Annotated in this window: 15 protein-coding genes; 11 read left to right on the forward strand and 4 right to left on the reverse strand. The window is 69.2% G+C overall.

Features of this window, described 5'->3' with window-relative positions; all coding sequences use genetic code 11:
• Both ACIQ87_RS33825 and ACIQ87_RS33830 read right to left on the reverse strand, forming a co-directional pair.
• Positions 1-230 (reverse strand): transposase (locus tag ACIQ87_RS33825; protein WP_402414448.1); only part of this gene is annotated, 230 nt, incomplete at its 3' end.
• A gap of 233 nt (positions 231-463) precedes the next feature.
• Positions 464-892 (reverse strand): NUDIX domain-containing protein, encoded by a 429-nt coding sequence (locus tag ACIQ87_RS33830; protein WP_402414450.1) that lies wholly within the window; start codon positions 890-892, stop codon positions 464-466.
• A gap of 177 nt (positions 893-1,069) precedes the next feature.
• Here ACIQ87_RS33830 and ACIQ87_RS33835 point away from each other — a divergent pair, with 177 nt between their 5' ends.
• The 10 genes from ACIQ87_RS33835 (at position 1,070) to ACIQ87_RS33880 (ending at position 13,460) form a co-directional block, all read left to right on the forward strand.
• Entirely contained in the window at positions 1,070-1,921 is an 852-nt protein-coding gene (locus ACIQ87_RS33835; protein ID WP_402414453.1) for a TauD/TfdA family dioxygenase, read from the forward strand.
• Between the two features lie 104 nt (positions 1,922-2,025).
• On the forward strand, positions 2,026-2,196 hold the full coding sequence (locus ACIQ87_RS33840) for an FxLD family lanthipeptide (protein ID WP_402414455.1): 171 nt from the start codon (positions 2,026-2,028) through the stop codon (positions 2,194-2,196).
• Positions 2,197-2,283: 87 nt separating this feature from the next.
• Entirely contained in the window at positions 2,284-5,292 is a 3,009-nt protein-coding gene (locus ACIQ87_RS33845) for a lantibiotic dehydratase (protein WP_402414457.1), read from the forward strand.
• On the forward strand, positions 5,289-6,548 hold the full coding sequence (locus ACIQ87_RS33850) for a lanthionine synthetase C family protein (RefSeq protein ID WP_402414460.1): 1,260 nt from the start codon (positions 5,289-5,291) through the stop codon (positions 6,546-6,548). Before ACIQ87_RS33845 ends, ACIQ87_RS33850 begins: the two co-directional genes overlap by 4 nt.
• Before the next feature lie 15 nt (positions 6,549-6,563).
• The gene (gene fxlM / locus ACIQ87_RS33855; RefSeq protein ID WP_402414462.1) at positions 6,564-8,642 is read left to right on the forward strand and encodes a methyltransferase, FxLD system; all 2,079 of its coding nucleotides are present in this window, start codon (positions 6,564-6,566) and stop codon (positions 8,640-8,642) included.
• A 5-nt stretch (positions 8,643-8,647) separates the two neighbouring features.
• Positions 8,648-9,838, forward strand: a complete 1,191-nt coding sequence (locus ACIQ87_RS33860; RefSeq protein WP_402414464.1) for a hypothetical protein — start codon at positions 8,648-8,650, stop codon at positions 9,836-9,838.
• Between the two features lie 472 nt (positions 9,839-10,310).
• Complete coding sequence (locus ACIQ87_RS33865) at positions 10,311-10,427, forward strand: histidine kinase (RefSeq protein WP_402414467.1); 117 nt, start codon at positions 10,311-10,313, stop codon at positions 10,425-10,427.
• Complete coding sequence (locus ACIQ87_RS33870) at positions 10,424-10,951, forward strand: hypothetical protein (protein ID WP_402414469.1); 528 nt, start codon at positions 10,424-10,426, stop codon at positions 10,949-10,951. Before ACIQ87_RS33865 ends, ACIQ87_RS33870 begins: the two co-directional genes overlap by 4 nt.
• 92 nt (positions 10,952-11,043) lie before the next feature.
• The gene (locus tag ACIQ87_RS33875; protein ID WP_402414471.1) at positions 11,044-12,597 is read left to right on the forward strand and encodes an AAA family ATPase; all 1,554 of its coding nucleotides are present in this window, start codon (positions 11,044-11,046) and stop codon (positions 12,595-12,597) included.
• Between the two features lie 122 nt (positions 12,598-12,719).
• On the forward strand, positions 12,720-13,460 hold the full coding sequence (locus ACIQ87_RS33880) for an HNH endonuclease (protein WP_402414474.1): 741 nt from the start codon (positions 12,720-12,722) through the stop codon (positions 13,458-13,460).
• Positions 13,461-13,624: 164 nt separating this feature from the next.
• Here the strand turns inward: ACIQ87_RS33880 and ACIQ87_RS33885 are convergent, their stop codons facing one another.
• A complete protein-coding gene (locus ACIQ87_RS33885) occupies positions 13,625-14,347 on the reverse strand; it encodes a hypothetical protein (protein WP_402414477.1) in 723 nt (240 codons plus the stop codon).
• Between the two features lie 281 nt (positions 14,348-14,628).
• Between ACIQ87_RS33885 and ACIQ87_RS33890 the strand changes: the two genes are divergently transcribed.
• A complete protein-coding gene (locus ACIQ87_RS33890; RefSeq protein WP_402414480.1) occupies positions 14,629-14,820 on the forward strand; it encodes a helix-turn-helix domain-containing protein in 192 nt (63 codons plus the stop codon).
• A 57-nt stretch (positions 14,821-14,877) separates the two neighbouring features.
• On the opposite strand, the gene ACIQ87_RS33895 is transcribed toward ACIQ87_RS33890, so the two are convergent.
• Positions 14,878-16,032: a tyrosine-type recombinase/integrase gene (locus ACIQ87_RS33895; RefSeq protein WP_402414481.1), complete on the reverse strand. Its 1,155-nt coding sequence runs from the start codon at positions 16,030-16,032 to the stop codon at positions 14,878-14,880.
• Between the last annotated feature and the right edge of the window lie 64 nt (positions 16,033-16,096).

The raw sequence follows: 16,096 nt of genomic DNA on the forward strand, positions 1-16,096 counted from the left end.
CGGCGCAGGGTTCGGGCCAGCTCGGCCCCGTAGGCGCCCGTTCCCTCCACCCCGACCGCCGTGATGGTGCCGAACGAGCGCAGCCAGGACAGTAGTTGGCGGTATCCGGTGCCGGTGGCGGGGAACTCGCGGTCGGCCAGATGGCGGCCGATCCGGTCGATCACGGCCGCATGGTGCGTCTCGCCGTGGGTGTCGACACCGCCTATGACTTCCAGGGCCTGATCCGTCATGCTGGTCACTGCCGTCCTCTCACTGAACCGGGTGGGGCGGCACGCGCCGGCCGGGCGGGCGGACAAGACAGTGGCGGGGCTTCTGACCAAGCTCCTATAAGGTCACGAGCGCCCGTCCGGTCGCGTGCGGTGGCTCCTTCGAGCGGGCCGACATATCCACTAAAGGACAGCCTGTCGGCGTCGGTCAGTCCGTGAGTCAGACCCACCGAAGGAAGCCACACACATCCTCACTGTCAGTCCTGGTGGTGCAGTTCGTACCAGCGGGCGATGGAGTTCTTGTAGCCCTGCGGCATGGCCAGGCCGGGTACCTCGTCGCGGTGGAAGAGGCCGGCTTCCTTGTGTTCGTGGCTGACGACCGGGGCCTGGTGCGCGTCGGTGGCGGTGCAGCCGTAGGTGACGATGAAGACCTGGCGGCCGGGGATCGGCTCGTACATCCACACGTCCAGGAGGGGGCCGGCGGTCGCCGTCCAGCCGCTCTCCTCCTGGATCTCGGTGACGACCCGTTCTTCGGGGGTCTCGGTGCCCTCCAGCTTCCCGCCGGGCAGCTCCCATTCCTGGCGTTCGTTCTTCAGCAGCAGCACGCGCTGCTGCGGGTCGAGCACGACGCCCTTGATGGAGATCGGGAAGGCCTTCGGCACGTAGGGCTGTTCTGTCTCGGTCATCGCTTCTTCCGGGGCGCGCGGGCGGTCACGGGCGTGTCGAACGTAGCAGTTTCGGACCGGCGCGATACCTCGCAGCCTGATGATCGCGCTTTGACAATCTGTCACTTTCCATCCGGTGGCCGAGGCGTGGAGAGTGTGTCGTCTCCCACCCGCTCGGCCCCACGAGGGAGCTTCACCATGCCGTCGTTCGACACCAGTGGCATCAGCAGCGACAAGTTCACCGCGGGCGGACTGGACGGAGTGGCACGTGAGCAGGCCCGTGAGGCGCTGCGCGAGGACGGACTGCTGAGGCTCGCCAGGTTGGGCGGGCGCGACGATGTACTTCTCGCCGCCGGCTGGTTGATGTCCTCGTTGCGGCAACACCGGGATGCCGACCCGGACAGGCTCACCGTCATCCGCGACACCGGCCGCCACAGCGGGCGGCCGGGCTTCGCGGGCCTGGGGCGCGGCGCGCTGGCTCTGCACACCGAGTGCACGCAGCACCCGGATCCGCCGCGTCTGCTTCTGCTGGCGTGCGCGCGGGCCGGCGACAGCGGTGGTGAGACCCTGCTGGTGGACGGCCGGGCCGTCCTCGCCGAGCTGGCCGTGCAGCACCCTGCCGCCATCGAGGCATTCTCCGCGGAGCGGGCCGCCTACTTCGGCGGGTCGAGTGGCCACTTCGCCCCGGTGTTCCAGCCGCTGCCCGACGGTCGGTGGCGGTTGCGGCTGCGCCAGGACGACCTGGCCCGGTTCTCCCCCGACGCCCAGGCGCATCTGCCCGCCCTGCGCCAGGCCATCGACCGCAACACCCAGCGGCTTCGGCTGGCCCCTGGACAGGGCGTCGTGCTGGACAATCATCGTCTGCTGCACGGCCGCACCGGCTTCTCGGGTGAGCGGCTGTTACTGCGGGCGCTGGGCGATCCGCACCCTGCGCTCGCTCTCGGGCCCGGATTTCTCCAGTCGTGCTGCCCTAGCAGCCACTCCGCCCCTCGCGAGCGCACCCACCCCGCGGGAACCTCCGTCGGACCGCCCACCTCGCAGGGCAGCTAACCCTCGAAACGCGGCATTGCCGCCCCATCGACTCCTGGTGACGCGGGGCGCACCCGCGCTCCGGCTCCAGGTCCCGCAAGGGAAACCCTCAAGGAGGAGCCACCATGGCTCAGATGATCCAGGCCGAGACCAAGGCCACCACGGCCGTCGCCGTCGGCGACGAGTTCGACCTCGACGTGCGCACCGTCGAGACCGCCGACGCGGCCAGCCTGCAGGTCCTCACCGACGACGGCTGCGGTTCCACCTGCGGCGCCTGCACCACCGGCGTGCACTGACCCTCCCGGGTGGTTCCCCGGGACCTGCTCCCGGGGAACCACCCGTCCTCGCCCCGCATCTGTCTCCGAATCCCGAGGTCCGCAGCGATGCGCCCACCCGTTCCCAAGGCCGCCTACCGCGCCGCTGACGCGGCGCTCGTACGCGCCGTCGCCCACCCCGACCTGCCAGTGCCGAACTGGCCCGACCTCTCAGCCACCGGACCCGCCGAGACCCTCCAACAGGCACAGTGGCTGCGAACCCTGTGGGCCGACGACCACCTCGCCCAGGCCCTCCAACTGGCCAGCCCAACCCTCGCCGATCGCATCGCCCAGCTGATCGGCGCCCCCCAGCCCAACCCGCGCTCAGTGCGGCGCGCCGCGCTCTCCACCGCCCGCTACCTCCTACGCGCGGCCGGCCGCGCCACCCCGTTCGGACACTTCGCGGGTGTGCAGGCGGCATCGTTCGGACCGTCCTGCGTCGTACGTTGGGGCGACAGACACCACGCTGTCACCAGCGCCTCGGAGTCCTTGATCGCACAGGCTGTCGACGTGTTGGAGCACCGCCCCGCCGTGCTGGCGCTCCTGGACGTGACGGCGAACAACACCGTCCAGGTGCAGGGCGATCGCCTCATCGTCCCCCACCGACCGGTCTCCCGGACCGACGGCAGCACGGCCGCGGCCGAGACGACTCTGCGCCGCACTCGCCCCGTCGCCTTCGCCCTCTCCGCTGCCCGGCTTCCGCTCCGCTTCCAGGACTTGGCCGAGACCATCCATGCCGATTTCCCCACCGCATCGGCCGAACAGGTCACCGGCATCATGTCCGAGCTCGTCGCCCAGCGTGTGCTCATCACGAACCTGCACGCTCCGGCGACCGACCCTGACCCGCTCGGGCACCTCCTCACTGTCTTGTCGAAGATCAGCGCCGAGCGTGTTCCCGAGGCAGCCGAGATTCTGACGGTCCTCCGGACCGCCAGCAGGTGTAGTCCGGTGCCCGCCGTCGACCTTCGACTGGACGCCGACCTGGTCCTCCCCCGCTCGGTGGCCGACGAGGCCGCCCGAGCCGCCCACCTACTGGCCCGTCTCAGTGCCGCGCCCAACGGCACAGCAGCGTGGCGGGCCTACCACCAGCGCTTCTACGAGCGCTACGGCCGCGGCGTGCTGGTTCCGCTGCTCGACGTGGTGGCCGACAGCGGGATCGGCTGGCCGGACGGCTATCCCGGTGCCCGGCCGTCCGAGAAGCCGCGCTTCGACGAACGCGACGAGCTGCTCGCCGCGGTCGCCCAGCGAGCTGCTCTCGACGGCGAGCGTGAGGTCGTCCTCGACGAAGCGCTGTTGGCCTCCCTCCAGCTGGGCCCGGACGAACCGCGCCTTCCTCCGCACCTGGAGGTCATCACCCGCGTCCACGCCCGCAGCCGGGAGGCACTCGACCGGGGCGAGTTCCGGCTGGAAGTGGTCTCGGCGTCCCGGGCCGCCGGCGTCTCAGTCGGCCGTTTCCTCCATCTCCTCGAACCCGAGCACCGGGCGGCGTTCACCACCCTGCTGGCGGACCTGCCGACGATGGACGAGCACGCCGTCGCCGCCCAGATCTCGTTCCCGCCTCTGGACCCGGCCAGCGGGCACGTCGCCCGGAGCCTGCCGACGGGCCAGCTGATGATCAGCCTCGCCGAGCACCGCCCCGCCACCGAAGGCGTGCTCGGCCCGCAGGACCTGGCGGTGGGTTGCGACGGGCGGCGTATGTACCTGGCGGCACCGGCACTCGGCGTCCGGATCGAGGCCTCCGCCACCCATGCCCTCAACCTCCGCCACCACACCCCGCCGCTCGCCCGGCTGATCACTGAGCTGTCCCGCGCCCAGGCCGCACAGGTCACCCGATTCGACTGGGGCTCACTCCACGCCCTGCCTTTCCGGCCTCGGCTGCGGCACCGGCGGGTCATCCTCTCCTCCGCCACTTGGCGCCTCACCGCCGCCGAGCTTCCCTCCGGCGATTCCTCACAGCGAAGGTGGAACGAGGCCCTCACGTCGTGGTTGACGCGGCACCGCGCCCCGCGGCACGTGCTGCTCGCCGCCGACAGTCAGGGCCTTCCCCTCGACCTCGACCATCCCGGCCACCGGACCCTGTTGCGCGATCACCTGCGCTCCGCACCGCACGCCGTCCTCGTCGAGGAACCCGACCCGGTCGACCTCGGTTGGGCCGGCGGCCGGGCCCACGAGATCGTCGTTCCCGTCACCGCCACCCGGGCACCGGCGTGGCCACGTCTGCCCAAACCCACCCCGAGTCGGATCCTGAGGCGAGGCCACGGCGACGCCCCTGGCACCTCACGCGTGCTGCTCGCCTCCCTCTACGGCGACCTGGAACGCCAGGACACCGTCCTCGCCCGGCACCTGCCCGACCTCCTCGCACAGCTCGGGCAGCCGAGGTGGTGGTTCGTCCGCTTCCGCGACCCACGCCAGCACCTGCGGCTGCGCATCTCCCTGCCCGAGCCGGCCGCCTTCGGCCCCTCCGCCACCGTGATCAGCACCTGGACCGCCGAACTCCACCAGGCCGGCCTGCTGTCCGAGGTCGCCTACCCCACCTCGTACACCGAAACCGGGCGCTGGGGCGAGGGACCAGCCTGGGACGCGGCGGAGGAGGTCTTCCGCGCCGACTCCGCCGCCGTCCTCGCCCAGCTGTCCCAGCCCGCTCTTCCCGATCGGCAGGCCCTGCTCGCCGCCCACGCAGTCGCCATCACCGCAGGATTCACCGGATCGACCACCGCCGGCCTGCGCTGGCTCCTCGACAACGTCCCCAGCCAGGCGCCGACCGCCGTCCCCAGGCCGGTGTTCCACGAAGCCGTGCGCCTGGCGGACCCGGCCCACGGCTGGGCGGCGCTGCGTGCCGAACCCGGCGGCGCCGCGACCGTGGACGCCTGGTCCGCCCGACACCGGGCGCTCGACTCCTACCGCCGTTTCTTCCCCAGCCCGTACACGGAAGGCGTGCACGCGGACGACGTGCTCGGATCCCTGCTGCACTGCGGCTTCGTCCGCGCGCACCGCATCGACTTCGACGACGAAGCCCAGGTCCTCTACCTGGCCCGCGCCGCCGCCCTCGCGCGCCTCTCCCGGGACGGTGACCAGTGAACACCCCACACCCCGCCGTCCGCCTGTCCGACCGGATCGCCGAACTCCTCACCGACCCCGAAGCGGTACCGGCCACATGGTCGTCGCGCCCGCAGTGGCGCCAGTCCCTCGCCCACGGCACACCCGGCATCGCCCTGCTCCACATCGAACGCGCCGCCACCGGACGAGGCCCATGGGAGCCGGTACGCGCCTGGCTGGCCATCGCGGCCAACGGGCCGGTGACCAGCGGCACGGACAGCTACCTGCACTACGGCGCCCCGGCTCTCGCGCACGTTCTCGCCTGTGCCGCGCAGGCACGGCCCGGCTCCTACAGCAGCGCCCTCACCCACCTGGACGACGTCATCGCCGTCGACGCACTGCGCCGCTGCGACGAAGCCCTCGCCCGCATCGCCCGGGGCGACCTGCCGGTGCTCGCCGAGTTCGACGCCATCCGCGGCCTGACCGGCGTCGGCACGGTCCTTCTCCGCCGCGACCCGAGTGGCGAGGCGATCCACCGCATCCTCGGCTACCTCGTCCGCCTCACGGCCGACGTGAAACACAAGGGCCGAGCACTGCCCGGCTGGTGGACCCCGGACGGTCCCTCCGGCACGCCGGACGAGCGCTTCCCCGGCGGGCACGCCAACACCGGCCTCGCCCACGGCATCGCCGGCCCGCTCGCCCTTCTCTCCCTCGCGCTACGCCGAGGTGTCGAGGTGGACGGCCAGCGCGAGACGACCCGCACCATCCTGGCCTGGCTGGAGCGCCAGCGCGACGGCCACGCCTGGCCGTACTGGATCACCCCCAACCACCTGGACGGTACCGCCCGCATGCCGCTGGCGCCGCAGCGGCCGAGCTGGTGCTACGGCACCGCCGGCGTCGCACGCGCCCAACAACTCGCTGCCCTCGCTCTCGGCGACTCCCGCTTGCGCCACGATGCCGAGCACGCCCTCGCCACCGCGCTGACGGACCCGAAGGCGCTCGCCGCGACCACCGACCTGTCGGCCTGCCACGGATTCGCCGGGCTCGCCCACATCGCCCACCGCGCCGCCGACGATGCCCTCCCGGACAACGCGGCCCGCCTACGCTTCGCCGTCGCGCTGCTCCTCGATACCGCCCATCCGCCGCGCGCCGACCCCGACGAACAAGCACACCGCCTCCTGGCAACGGCAGGACCCGAATTCCTGGAGGGCGCCGCCGGCACCGCCCTCGCCCTACTCGCCCCCGCCACCGGCACCACCCTCGCAACCAGCTGGGACACCTGCCTCCTGACCTCCTGACCAAGGACTCCTTCAATGACCACCAGCTGGATCCAGCACGACCTCACCATCGCCGACCCCGGCACCGTCCACCAGATCACCGCCCACCACCTGACCCCCGTCCTCGCCCACGCCCAGAACTCCGGCGCACTGGAGAACTGGTGGTACATCCGCAAAGGTGGGCTGCGGCTGCGCTACCGCGCCACCGCTCCCGTCCCCGTCCTCACCGCGCTCCTCGACACCCTCGTCGACGTCGGACTCCTCTCAGGCTGGGCCACAGTGGTCTACGAGCCGGAGACCGAGGCCTTCGGCGGCCCCGAGGCCATGGAGATCGCCCACCGACTCTTCCACGCCGACAGCCGCCACCTGATGGCCCGTGCCGCCAAGCCCGACCCACCAGCACTCGGCCGCACCGAGACCTTCGTCGTCCTCGTATCCGCCATGCTCCGCTCCGCCGGCCTCGACTGGTACGAACAGGGCGATGTCTGGGCCAAGTTCGCCGCCGAACGCCCCGCACCTCCACCCCTCGCACCCGAACGGGCCGCCGCCCTGACCACCGCGATGCGCCGCCTGATGACCCTCGACACCCGACGGCTGTCCCGCCCCGGTGAACCGCTCGCCGGACACGCCGACTGGGTCAAGGCCTTCGAGGAGACCGGACAGGACCTGGTCCGTCTCGCACGGGGCGGCCTCCTCACCCGCGGACTGCGCGCCGTCCTCGCCCACTTGATGATCTTCCACGCCAACCGTTCCGGCCTTCCGGTCGAGCACCAATCCGCAGCCGCCGCACGCGCGTTGGACACCATCTTCCATTCCGGCGAAGGCCCCAAGCCCTCGCAGTCCACCATCCGCACAACCACTAGGGTCGCCCACGTGACTACGCTCAGCAACAACAACACCACCCCCGTCGAGCAACTGCGCGACAGCCTCACCGACAGGCTGCTCGACCAGGGCGCCATCCGCACCGACGCGGTCGAGACCGCCTTCCGCACCGTCGCCCGCGAGCACTTCCTGCCCGGCTTCCCCCTGGAGGCCGCCTACGCCGACAACCCCACCTACACCAAGACCGACGGCTCCGGCACCCAGATCAGCGCCGCCTCCCAGCCCGCGATCGTCGCCCTGATGCTGGAGCAACTCGGCGCCCGGCCCGGCCAGCGCGTCTTCGAGGCCGGAGCCGGGACCGGCGTCAACGCCGCCTACCTGGCCACCATCGTCGGCCCCGACGGGCACGTGGTCTCCGTCGACGTGGACGACGACCTCGTCGACGGCGCCCGCAAGCACCTCGCGGACGCCGGGATCACCAACGTCGACGTCGTCCTCGGCGACGGCGCCCTCGGCCACCGCGACGCCGCCCCGTTCGACCGGCTGATCGCCACCGTGAGCACCAGCGAGATGCCCACCGCCTGGCTCCAGCAGGTCAAGCCCACCGGGCGCATCGTCCTGCCCCTGCGCCTGCGCGGCACCGCCTCGCGCACCATCGCCTTCGAACGTGCCGAGAACAGCTGGGTGTCCGTCGACGACCAGCTCGCCGTCTTCATGCCGCTGCGCGGCAGCATGGACGACGCCCGCCGCACCGTCCCCCTCACCCACGAGGGCGACGTCACCCTCCAGGTCCACAAGGACCAGACCGACGCGGTCGACACCGACCTGCTGCTCGGCGTCCTCGACACCGAGCGCCACGACATCTGGACCGGCGTCACCATCCCGGCCGGCACCACCTACGAGTACCAGGACCTGTGGCTGGCCCTCACCCTCCCCAACTCCCTGATGCGGATGAGCGTCACCGGCAACGCCCGCGAACGCGGCGTGAACCCCATGTTCGGCTGGGGCGCCATGGCCACCGTGGAAGCCGCCTCCCTCGCCTACCTCACCCTGCGCTCCGGCGAACCCGACGCCGCCGGCCGCAAGACCTACGAGACCGGCGTCATCGGCCACGGCCCGACGGGCGCCGCCCTCGCCGCCCTCGTCGCCGAACAGATCCACACCTGGAACGTCGGCTTCCGCGGTCGGCCCCTGCGCTTCGAACTCCCCGACGCCCCCGCCACTGCGGACACGGCCGCCGGCCGCTTCGTCCTGGACCGCCCCCACCACCCGATCACCGTCACCTGGGAGTAGCCCGCGTGCACCCGACCGGACCGATCGCCCAGCGCTTCCCGCTGGTCGCCCGCCCCCGGCCCGCGTGCCTGCCCCTGACCGACCGTGTCAGCCGGCTCACCGAGCTGGCCGACACGGCCTCCCGGCAGGCCGACCCGAGCCTCGCGTCCACCGTCTTCAACCAGGCCGCCCTCCTCGCCTCCGACCTCGCCCTACCCGACTACGCCCGCGAGCTGTGCCACCGCCACGCCGCCCTCTACCTCACCCGCGGCCCACTCCCCGCAGCGAGCGCCATCCGCGGCCTGGAACCGATCGTCAACCTCGCCCGCCTCCACATCCGTGCCGGCCACCACCAACGCGGCCACCAACTCCTCCTCGACCTCTACCACTCGGTCACCACCGCCACCGAGACAACGCTCGATGGCATCACCGTCCCCGCCCGCCTCACCGAAACCTCCGAGCAACGCGCCGAAGTCCGCCAGTGGCTCTGGCGCATCGTCATCGCCGACGGCACCCGCGCCCTCACCACCGCCGGCCGCTGGACGGACGCCCTGCACCACATCGAGAAACACCGCGGCATCGGCCAGCGCATCCTCGACGGCCGCCAGGTCGCCGTCCTCGCCCGCGCCACCACTGGCGACCTCCCCGGCGCACTCGCCCTGCTGGCCGCCACCGAGCCCGGCGAACCCTGGGAGAACGCAGTCACCGCCGTCCTCACCACCCTGTGCCGCCCCGGCGACCGACACGCCGCCAAAACGGCAATCGACCACTGCCTCGCCCTCGAACCAGCCGAGGGCCTGGCTGTCTTCACCACCCGCCTCACCCTCGCCGCCCTCGACGCCCCAGCCCCGAGCGCCCCCGCTGCCCGAGTCCTCGCAAGCCTCCTGGCCATCCGAACCGCCGAGTCCGGTGACGGCTACGCACTTCGGGACCTCCTCACACACCCCACGGCCCTCTCCTACCTCTTCCCCTCACAGGTCGATCCGCTCAAAGAGTCGCTGGCAACCTGTGCGTTGAGCACCAGCAACCTGCCGCTGCCCCTCGAAGCCGCCTTGGAGAACGCGCTCGCCCATGCGAGCGCTGTGCTGGAAGACTCCGCATCGGACCCGACCACGCCCGGAGGCGACCCGCCCAAACGCCGCCGTACGGAAGCTCATCGCCGTCACTCGCACCTGACGCACGAAACCGACCCAACAGAGGGATCCGGTCGACAGTGATCGGTTATCCGAGGATTTCCCGCCTAGAGTCATCGATCGGAACAGTCGCCCGCCGCCCCGCTTCTCCGGAGGTGATGAGGCGTCCCGTGATGCCCATATGGTCGCGACCCTCACCGTGGCCGCCGAGGCGGCCGTCGGCAACGCGAAAATGTACGCCCGCGCCCGCCGGCGGCAGCGTTGGCTGGAGGCGAGCGCCGAGGTGACGAACAGCCTACTGTCGGGCAACGGGAAGCAGGTCTGCTGCCGGTCGAGGGCTCGTTCCTGGGGAGCGGCCTTCCGCGCCGGCAGGATGGTGGCTCCGGAAGGATCCCCGGATCGTGGCAGGACCGCCTCTGTGACAGGGGCTCGGCCCGACGGTCGCGGTGCCCGTGGGCACCGCCGAGCGCGGCATCCGGGGCATGCTGCCGGCCCACTGTTCCAGGAGAACGAGTCCGGTCCGCTTTTGTGGTTCACAGGCCAGGCGGCCGTGGCAATGGAGATCGCCGAGCCCCGCCGCGACTCCAAGCAGGTGGCCCCGCTGAAGGAACGCGACCGGATCGCCCGCGACCTGCACGACCTAACCGTCCAGCGGCTCTTCGCCACCGAATGACCCTCCAGGGCGCCACCCGCTTCATCGAGCGCCCCGAGGCGACCGACCGTGTCCTGCGGGCGATCGACGACCTGGACGAGACCGCGAGAGCCATCCGCGCCACCATCTTCGGCCTGCACCCGCGCGAGTCTGGCCCGGCGGCGAGTGGTCTGCGTGCCCGGCTCGTTGACGTCGTCGACCGGGCCGCCCACTCCCTAGGTTTCACCCCCACCCTGCAGATGACTGGCCTGCTCGACGCCACCGTCCCCGCCGAGATCGCGGACGCGGCCGTCGCCGTCCTGGAGGATGCTCTGTCCAACGCCACCCGCTACGCCCGGGCCAACGCCGTCACAGCCACACTCACGGCCGACACCGACCTGTCCATCACCGTCACGGACTGGGTCGGCCTCCCCGAGGGCGGACGCCGCAGCGCCCTCGCTAACCTCCCCCGACCGGACCGCTGCTCTGGGAGGCACCTTCGCGCCCGCACCCTCCCCGAACGCGGCACCCAGTTGGTCTGGCAGGTGCCGCTACCCAACGATTAGGCGTCAGTTCGGTGAAGGGACTCACTGTGCGCGCGTCACGGATCAAAGAGGCCGTACGGTGCTCTCTCAAGCACCACGTATGAGGGAGAGACATGCTGTTCGAGGTCCTGGACCGCCGACGATTTCCATCTTCGGATGGCCCGAGAGCATCTATCCTCGTACCTGACGGCTGGAACGACTTCGGCTATTACACCCTCTACGACCTCTGGTTCCGCGATGGAAACGGTGACGCCACACAACTCGGCTCTTTGAAGATCGGCCGATTGGGCCTTGAAATCGACCAACGACCTGTCACTGCGGGTTTGTTCAACTCTCTGGACCACGATCAGTTCTCTGTTGGACAAGACGACAGCTACTACGAGGAAATCCAGAAGCTCGGGGATGACACCCGCCTGGCGATCCTCCGTGGTCTTCGTGACATCGCCCTCGACGAGGGCATCTTCGACCTCGCCATCGACGAGGACGTCACCCAGACATCGCTGTTTCGCTCTGTCGAACTGCCGACGGTCGAGCACCAGTTCAGGAGAATGGCTCGCGGGGGCGCACGCCTGACCGACTACCGCTTCCAGTACGTAGCACCGGCACCAGGGGATGACCCGGGCGAGACAGGCAAGGCTCTCACCTTCGAAGTGACGGTCGGAGCCACCCCGTCGACGAATATCCATGTACTGATCGGGAGAAATGGGTCAGGTAAAACGACGGTACTGCGCAACATCGCGAGTTCGCTCGCGCTCCCGGATCCCGATCATGCAGCAGTCGGCACTACAAAGATGATCGATCCCATCATCGATGCCGCATTCACCAACTGCCTCATGGTCACGTTCAGCGCATTCGACGTTTTCGCCCCGCTCCCTGATACCACAGCGGCCGAGGGAGTCGTCGGGCACGCCTTCATTGGCCTGAGAGAAACGAACGATCCGTTCCGTCGTGACAGGGTTCAGCTGCTGGACGACTTCGCCGAGAGCATTGAGGATGTCCTCCGACTGGGGAGACAAGAGCGATGGCTTCGCTTGGTCGAAATCCTCCAGAGCGACCCTTACTTTGAGCAGATACCAGCAGCGTCAATGATTGAATCCCTACTTGAAGACCAGGCCTTGCTGGATCTGGACGAGTTCCGCGGAGAGTTGTGGGAGAAGACAACTGATGTCTTTGAAAAACTGAGCGCAGGACACAAGATAGTTCTTCTGACCGTCACCCGACTGGTGACGGCGGTCGCCGAGCGTTCCCTGGTACTGGTCGACGAACCCGAGACTCACCTCCACCCACCGCTGCTAGCCTCCTTCGTCCGGGTTCTGTCCGACCTTCTTATCGACCGCAACGGCGTCGCGGTGATCGCCACTCACTCTCCTGTCGTGCTCCAAGAGGTGCCTCGCAGCTGTGTGTGGAAGGTGACCCGATGGAACGACGGTCGCGCACCCGAGCGGCCCCAGATCGAGACATTCGGAGAGAACGTCGGAGTACTTACGCACGAGGTCTTTGGGTTGGAGGTGCAGCGCTCCGGTTTCCACCAGGAACTGACGAACGCCGTCAACCGCTTCGAAACGTACGAGGAAGTCCTCAACCACTTCGGCCGCCAGCTAGGCAGTGAGGCCAAGAGCCTTGTCCGCGTGTTGCTGGCCGCCAAGTTGTCCACCGGGTGCCGCTAATGTGGCCCCTTGAGCCACCAGCCGTCTCGGCCCAGGAGTGCTACGAGGCCTGCATAAGCAGTATCCAGTCCACGGAGGAGAATCCCCATCTCCCCGAAGCGCTGACATCCGCGACCGGGTCGGTGCTCGATGCCGCCGAGCGCTTCGAGCACGCAGCCAAGGAACGGGCACTCCACACACTTGACGGTACCGACTTCCAGGTCAGCGGCCTCAAAGCCACCGATGCAGCCGCAGCAATCTACAAGCGGGGAATGGTTGCCAACAAGCCAGGTCGGCGTATCTACAACGTGATCATGGCCGCACCACCTCACCAACGGTGCCCGCTTTGCGGGCAAGGCCTGGTAAGGCAGATGGACCACCACCTGCCGAAGGAGAGGTTCCCTGCCCTGTGCGTGGTTCCCCTCAACCTGGTGCCGGCCTGTGGCGACTGCAACCACCGGAAAGGAGCGAAGACACCGGAATCCGCTGAGGCAGCCCTCCTTCATCCCTATGTCGACCGAATCGATTCCGAGCGGTGGCTCAACGCACGTGTCAGACACGACGACGATCCTTCGTTGGAATACTTCGTGGATCCTCCCGGCTCCTGGGATCCAGTGCTTTCCGCACGCGTGCAGAACCACTTCGACTTCTTCGACCTCGCTCGGCTGTATGCCACACGTGCGGCTGCGCTGATCTGCGACATTCGACGCCAGATAGCCCGGTTGGTCAGCGCAGCCGGGCCAGAGGAAGTGAACGCATACCTGGCAGACGAAGCAGAGACGCGATTCGCCCACCAGCTCAATGGCTGGGAGGGGGTGGCTTACAAGGCCCTCGCAGCGGACGACTGGTTCTGCCGGGGCGAGTTCTTGGTGCCCCGCCCGTGACCAGTCAGGTCGGCCCACCACCTAACCGGCGCCCTGATCGGCCTGCCCACGGTACCGCCCGGCTGGCAGAGCGGAGACGTCCTGTAGCCGTGCCGGCCACGCCTACGCACCGCGCCGCCGGTGAGGCCCCGCCCCTCCAGCGGACGACGCAGCGTTGTCGCGATCTAGTCTTCAGGGTCCTGCTGCGGAATCGGGGCATCGAAGATGTCAACGACGAACTCCGAGGTACCGCTGCCCTCATAGTCGACGTCACGATCGCTGTGAAGCAGCGTGTGGATCCTCACCCACCGGCCCCCGGCGCTCGCGCTTGCTGCCACGCCGAGGGCAGCACGAACGGGCCCCTTCCCGGGATGCGGTTGCTTGCTGGTCCAGGTCTCCAGGAGTTCGACTCCAGCGGGGAGTTCCCAGGAGCGCGGCTCGGCACTAGCCGGTACCGAGACCTCGTCATTGCGGAGCTGGACAACCCAGTCGACATCGCCATCGCTGCCGCGCTCATTCGACATCCGGATTCCCAGGCCGATCATGTAAGCACCCTGGAGGTAGTCCTCAAGTTCGTCGTCGGCCTGGCTGAAGTAGACAGCCTCGCGGACGATCTCGATCGGGCAACCGAAGCCGGTGAAGGCTCCCGCCTCCGGCGGGCACTCTTCCTTGAGGTAGCGCTTCGTGGCCATTTGAACGGCCTTGGGGGTGCCGTCCAGCACCGCCTGCAGCGCGCCGTCGTCGCGGTCCGCCAAGTAGTTGTTGAGGGCCCCGACGAGGTCGTCGGTCAGGTGGAGGTCGCCCCCTCCGAGCGTGGTGACCGCCTCCAGACGATCGTGGGGGTCCTTGTGGAGGGCGAAGACCCTGCTCCGCCCCGGGCTCGTGTGCGCGATGAACGAGTTGACCATTGTTCTGTCCTGCCGGACCTCTCATGAGCCGTGCCGCTGCGCGCACGCGTGCGTCAGCGCCACCAGGGATAGGGAGAATCCGCACAGCGACGTGTCGCTCGGATTACGAATCCGAGCGCATGGTCCACCAAGCGGCGCCGTCAGACCCGGCACTTCAGCCCGGGTCCGCATAGCAAAGGGAACGTACCGCGGGACCGTGGCCCTCCCAAACCGCCCTGTGTAGAGCAACTTTGGAGCTCCCGGAAACACCGACGGCACCCGGCCGGTACAGAGGAGAGTCCGTGTCTTCGCACTTCATGACCGTCAAGCAGACCGCAGAGCATCTGAACATGTCCGTTCAGTGGGTCTACCGGGAGGCGCCCAAGGCCGGTCTCGTCCCGTACCAGTTCGGGCGTGGTCGGAACGCCAAACTACAGTTCAAGGTCGCCGAGGTCCAGGCCTGGGTGAAGCAGCAGCGGATGTCCGGCGGCTGATGTCGGGCAGCGACACATGTGGGGCCCTGTTCGGCGGCGAACAGGGCCCCACATGCTTCAGGCTGCGAGTCCGAGGTCGAGGACCTGGGCGGCGTGCCCGATGGAGCCGGGCATGAGGTGGCGGTAGATCTTGAACGTGACGTCGATGCTCTTGTGGCCCATCCACTCGGCGACGTCGGTGATCGGGATGTTGTGGCTGAGGCAGTTCGAGGCGAAGAAGTGCCGCAGGCCATAGAGCGTCATCCCCTCAGGAATGTCGGTCTCGCCGGCCCGCTTGATCCGGTCCCACTGGTTCTGCAGGTAGTAGGACGGGTACGGCTTCGCGATGTCCAGCGGGTGGCGGAGCAGGTAGCCGTCGATGGTGCCGTACGTGTCCGCGTACGACAGCAGGCTGAGCCGCGTCCGCGTCGGCAGCGGGACGTCCCGGTAGACGCCCTCCTTGCGGTGCTTCAGCGGCGCGTAGTCCTTGGTGGTCTGATTGACCTGCTCGGTGACGCGGTAGACGTCGTCGGCGACGATGTTGTTGACGTTGACGGCCAGGGCCTCGCCGTTGCGGAGGCCGCAGCCGCTCATCAGCTCGGCGACGAGGTTGAAGGTCTCGTCTCCGGCCTCGCGTATCCCGCCGAGCTGGACGAGCGAAGGGATGATCGCGCGCTTCGGGTCGTACTGGGGCGGGGTGACCCCGTCGAAGGGGTTCTCCGGGTAGAGGCCGAGGCGGTGGGCGTCGAGCAGGATCGCCTTGAGCTTGTCGAAGGCGTTGGCCTGGGTGGCCAGGCCAACGCCGTTGCGCTCCATGGTCTGGATGAAGGCGTCAACGACCTTGTGGTCGAAGGTGGCCATCCGGCGGCTGTGGAACGCCGGGTAGAGGTGGTGTTCGAGGAGCGAGTCGAGGTGCCGCAGCGACGCCGGGGCGAGCGCGCGTTGGCCGGCCTTCCACTCCTCGGTGTACGTTCCGAAGTTCATCGCGCCGTACTTGCGGTTGCGCTCGGCCTTGCTCTGGCTCCAGGGGTTCTCGCGCTTCGCCCGGTAGATCTCGGTGAGCCGGTCGATCGCCTTGTCCTGGGTGGCGAAGCCGGACTCCTCGGTCTGCCTCCCGGAGGCGTTGCGGAAGCGGATCACGTAGGTGTGCGGGCACTTCGACCACCGCGCCTGCGGGTGCTCGCAGGTCTTGAAGAAGGTGCCCATGCCGCGGGCCAGGGTCCTCGGGGCCATCGTCTGCGGTCTCCATCCCGTCCGATGCTGACGTTTTGCTGACCGCAGATGGTCCGCCACACCC

Source organism: Kitasatospora sp. NPDC096204 (assembly GCF_044763205.1).
Classification (GTDB): Bacteria; Actinomycetota; Actinomycetes; order Streptomycetales; family Streptomycetaceae; genus Kitasatospora.

Bases quoted from the DNA above. Each gene is read 5' to 3' on its own strand.
- ACIQ87_RS33845 (WP_402414457.1), top strand. From the start codon at position 2,284: ATGCGCCCACCCGTTCCCAAGGCCGCCTACCGCGCCGCTGACGCGGCG.
- ACIQ87_RS33830 (WP_402414450.1), bottom strand. From the start codon at position 892: ATGACCGAGACAGAACAGCCCTACGTGCCGAAGGCCTTCCCGATCTCC.
- ACIQ87_RS33840 (WP_402414455.1), top strand. From the start codon at position 2,026: ATGGCTCAGATGATCCAGGCCGAGACCAAGGCCACCACGGCCGTCGCC.
- ACIQ87_RS33875 (WP_402414471.1), top strand. From the start codon at position 11,044: ATGCTGTTCGAGGTCCTGGACCGCCGACGATTTCCATCTTCGGATGGC.
- ACIQ87_RS33870 (WP_402414469.1), top strand. From the start codon at position 10,424: ATGACCCTCCAGGGCGCCACCCGCTTCATCGAGCGCCCCGAGGCGACC.
- fxlM (WP_402414462.1), top strand. From the start codon at position 6,564: ATGACCACCAGCTGGATCCAGCACGACCTCACCATCGCCGACCCCGGC.
- ACIQ87_RS33835 (WP_402414453.1), top strand. From the start codon at position 1,070: ATGCCGTCGTTCGACACCAGTGGCATCAGCAGCGACAAGTTCACCGCG.
- ACIQ87_RS33865 (WP_402414467.1), top strand. From the start codon at position 10,311: ATGGAGATCGCCGAGCCCCGCCGCGACTCCAAGCAGGTGGCCCCGCTG.
- ACIQ87_RS33885 (WP_402414477.1), bottom strand. From the start codon at position 14,347: ATGGTCAACTCGTTCATCGCGCACACGAGCCCGGGGCGGAGCAGGGTC.
- ACIQ87_RS33895 (WP_402414481.1), bottom strand. From the start codon at position 16,032: ATGGCCCCGAGGACCCTGGCCCGCGGCATGGGCACCTTCTTCAAGACC.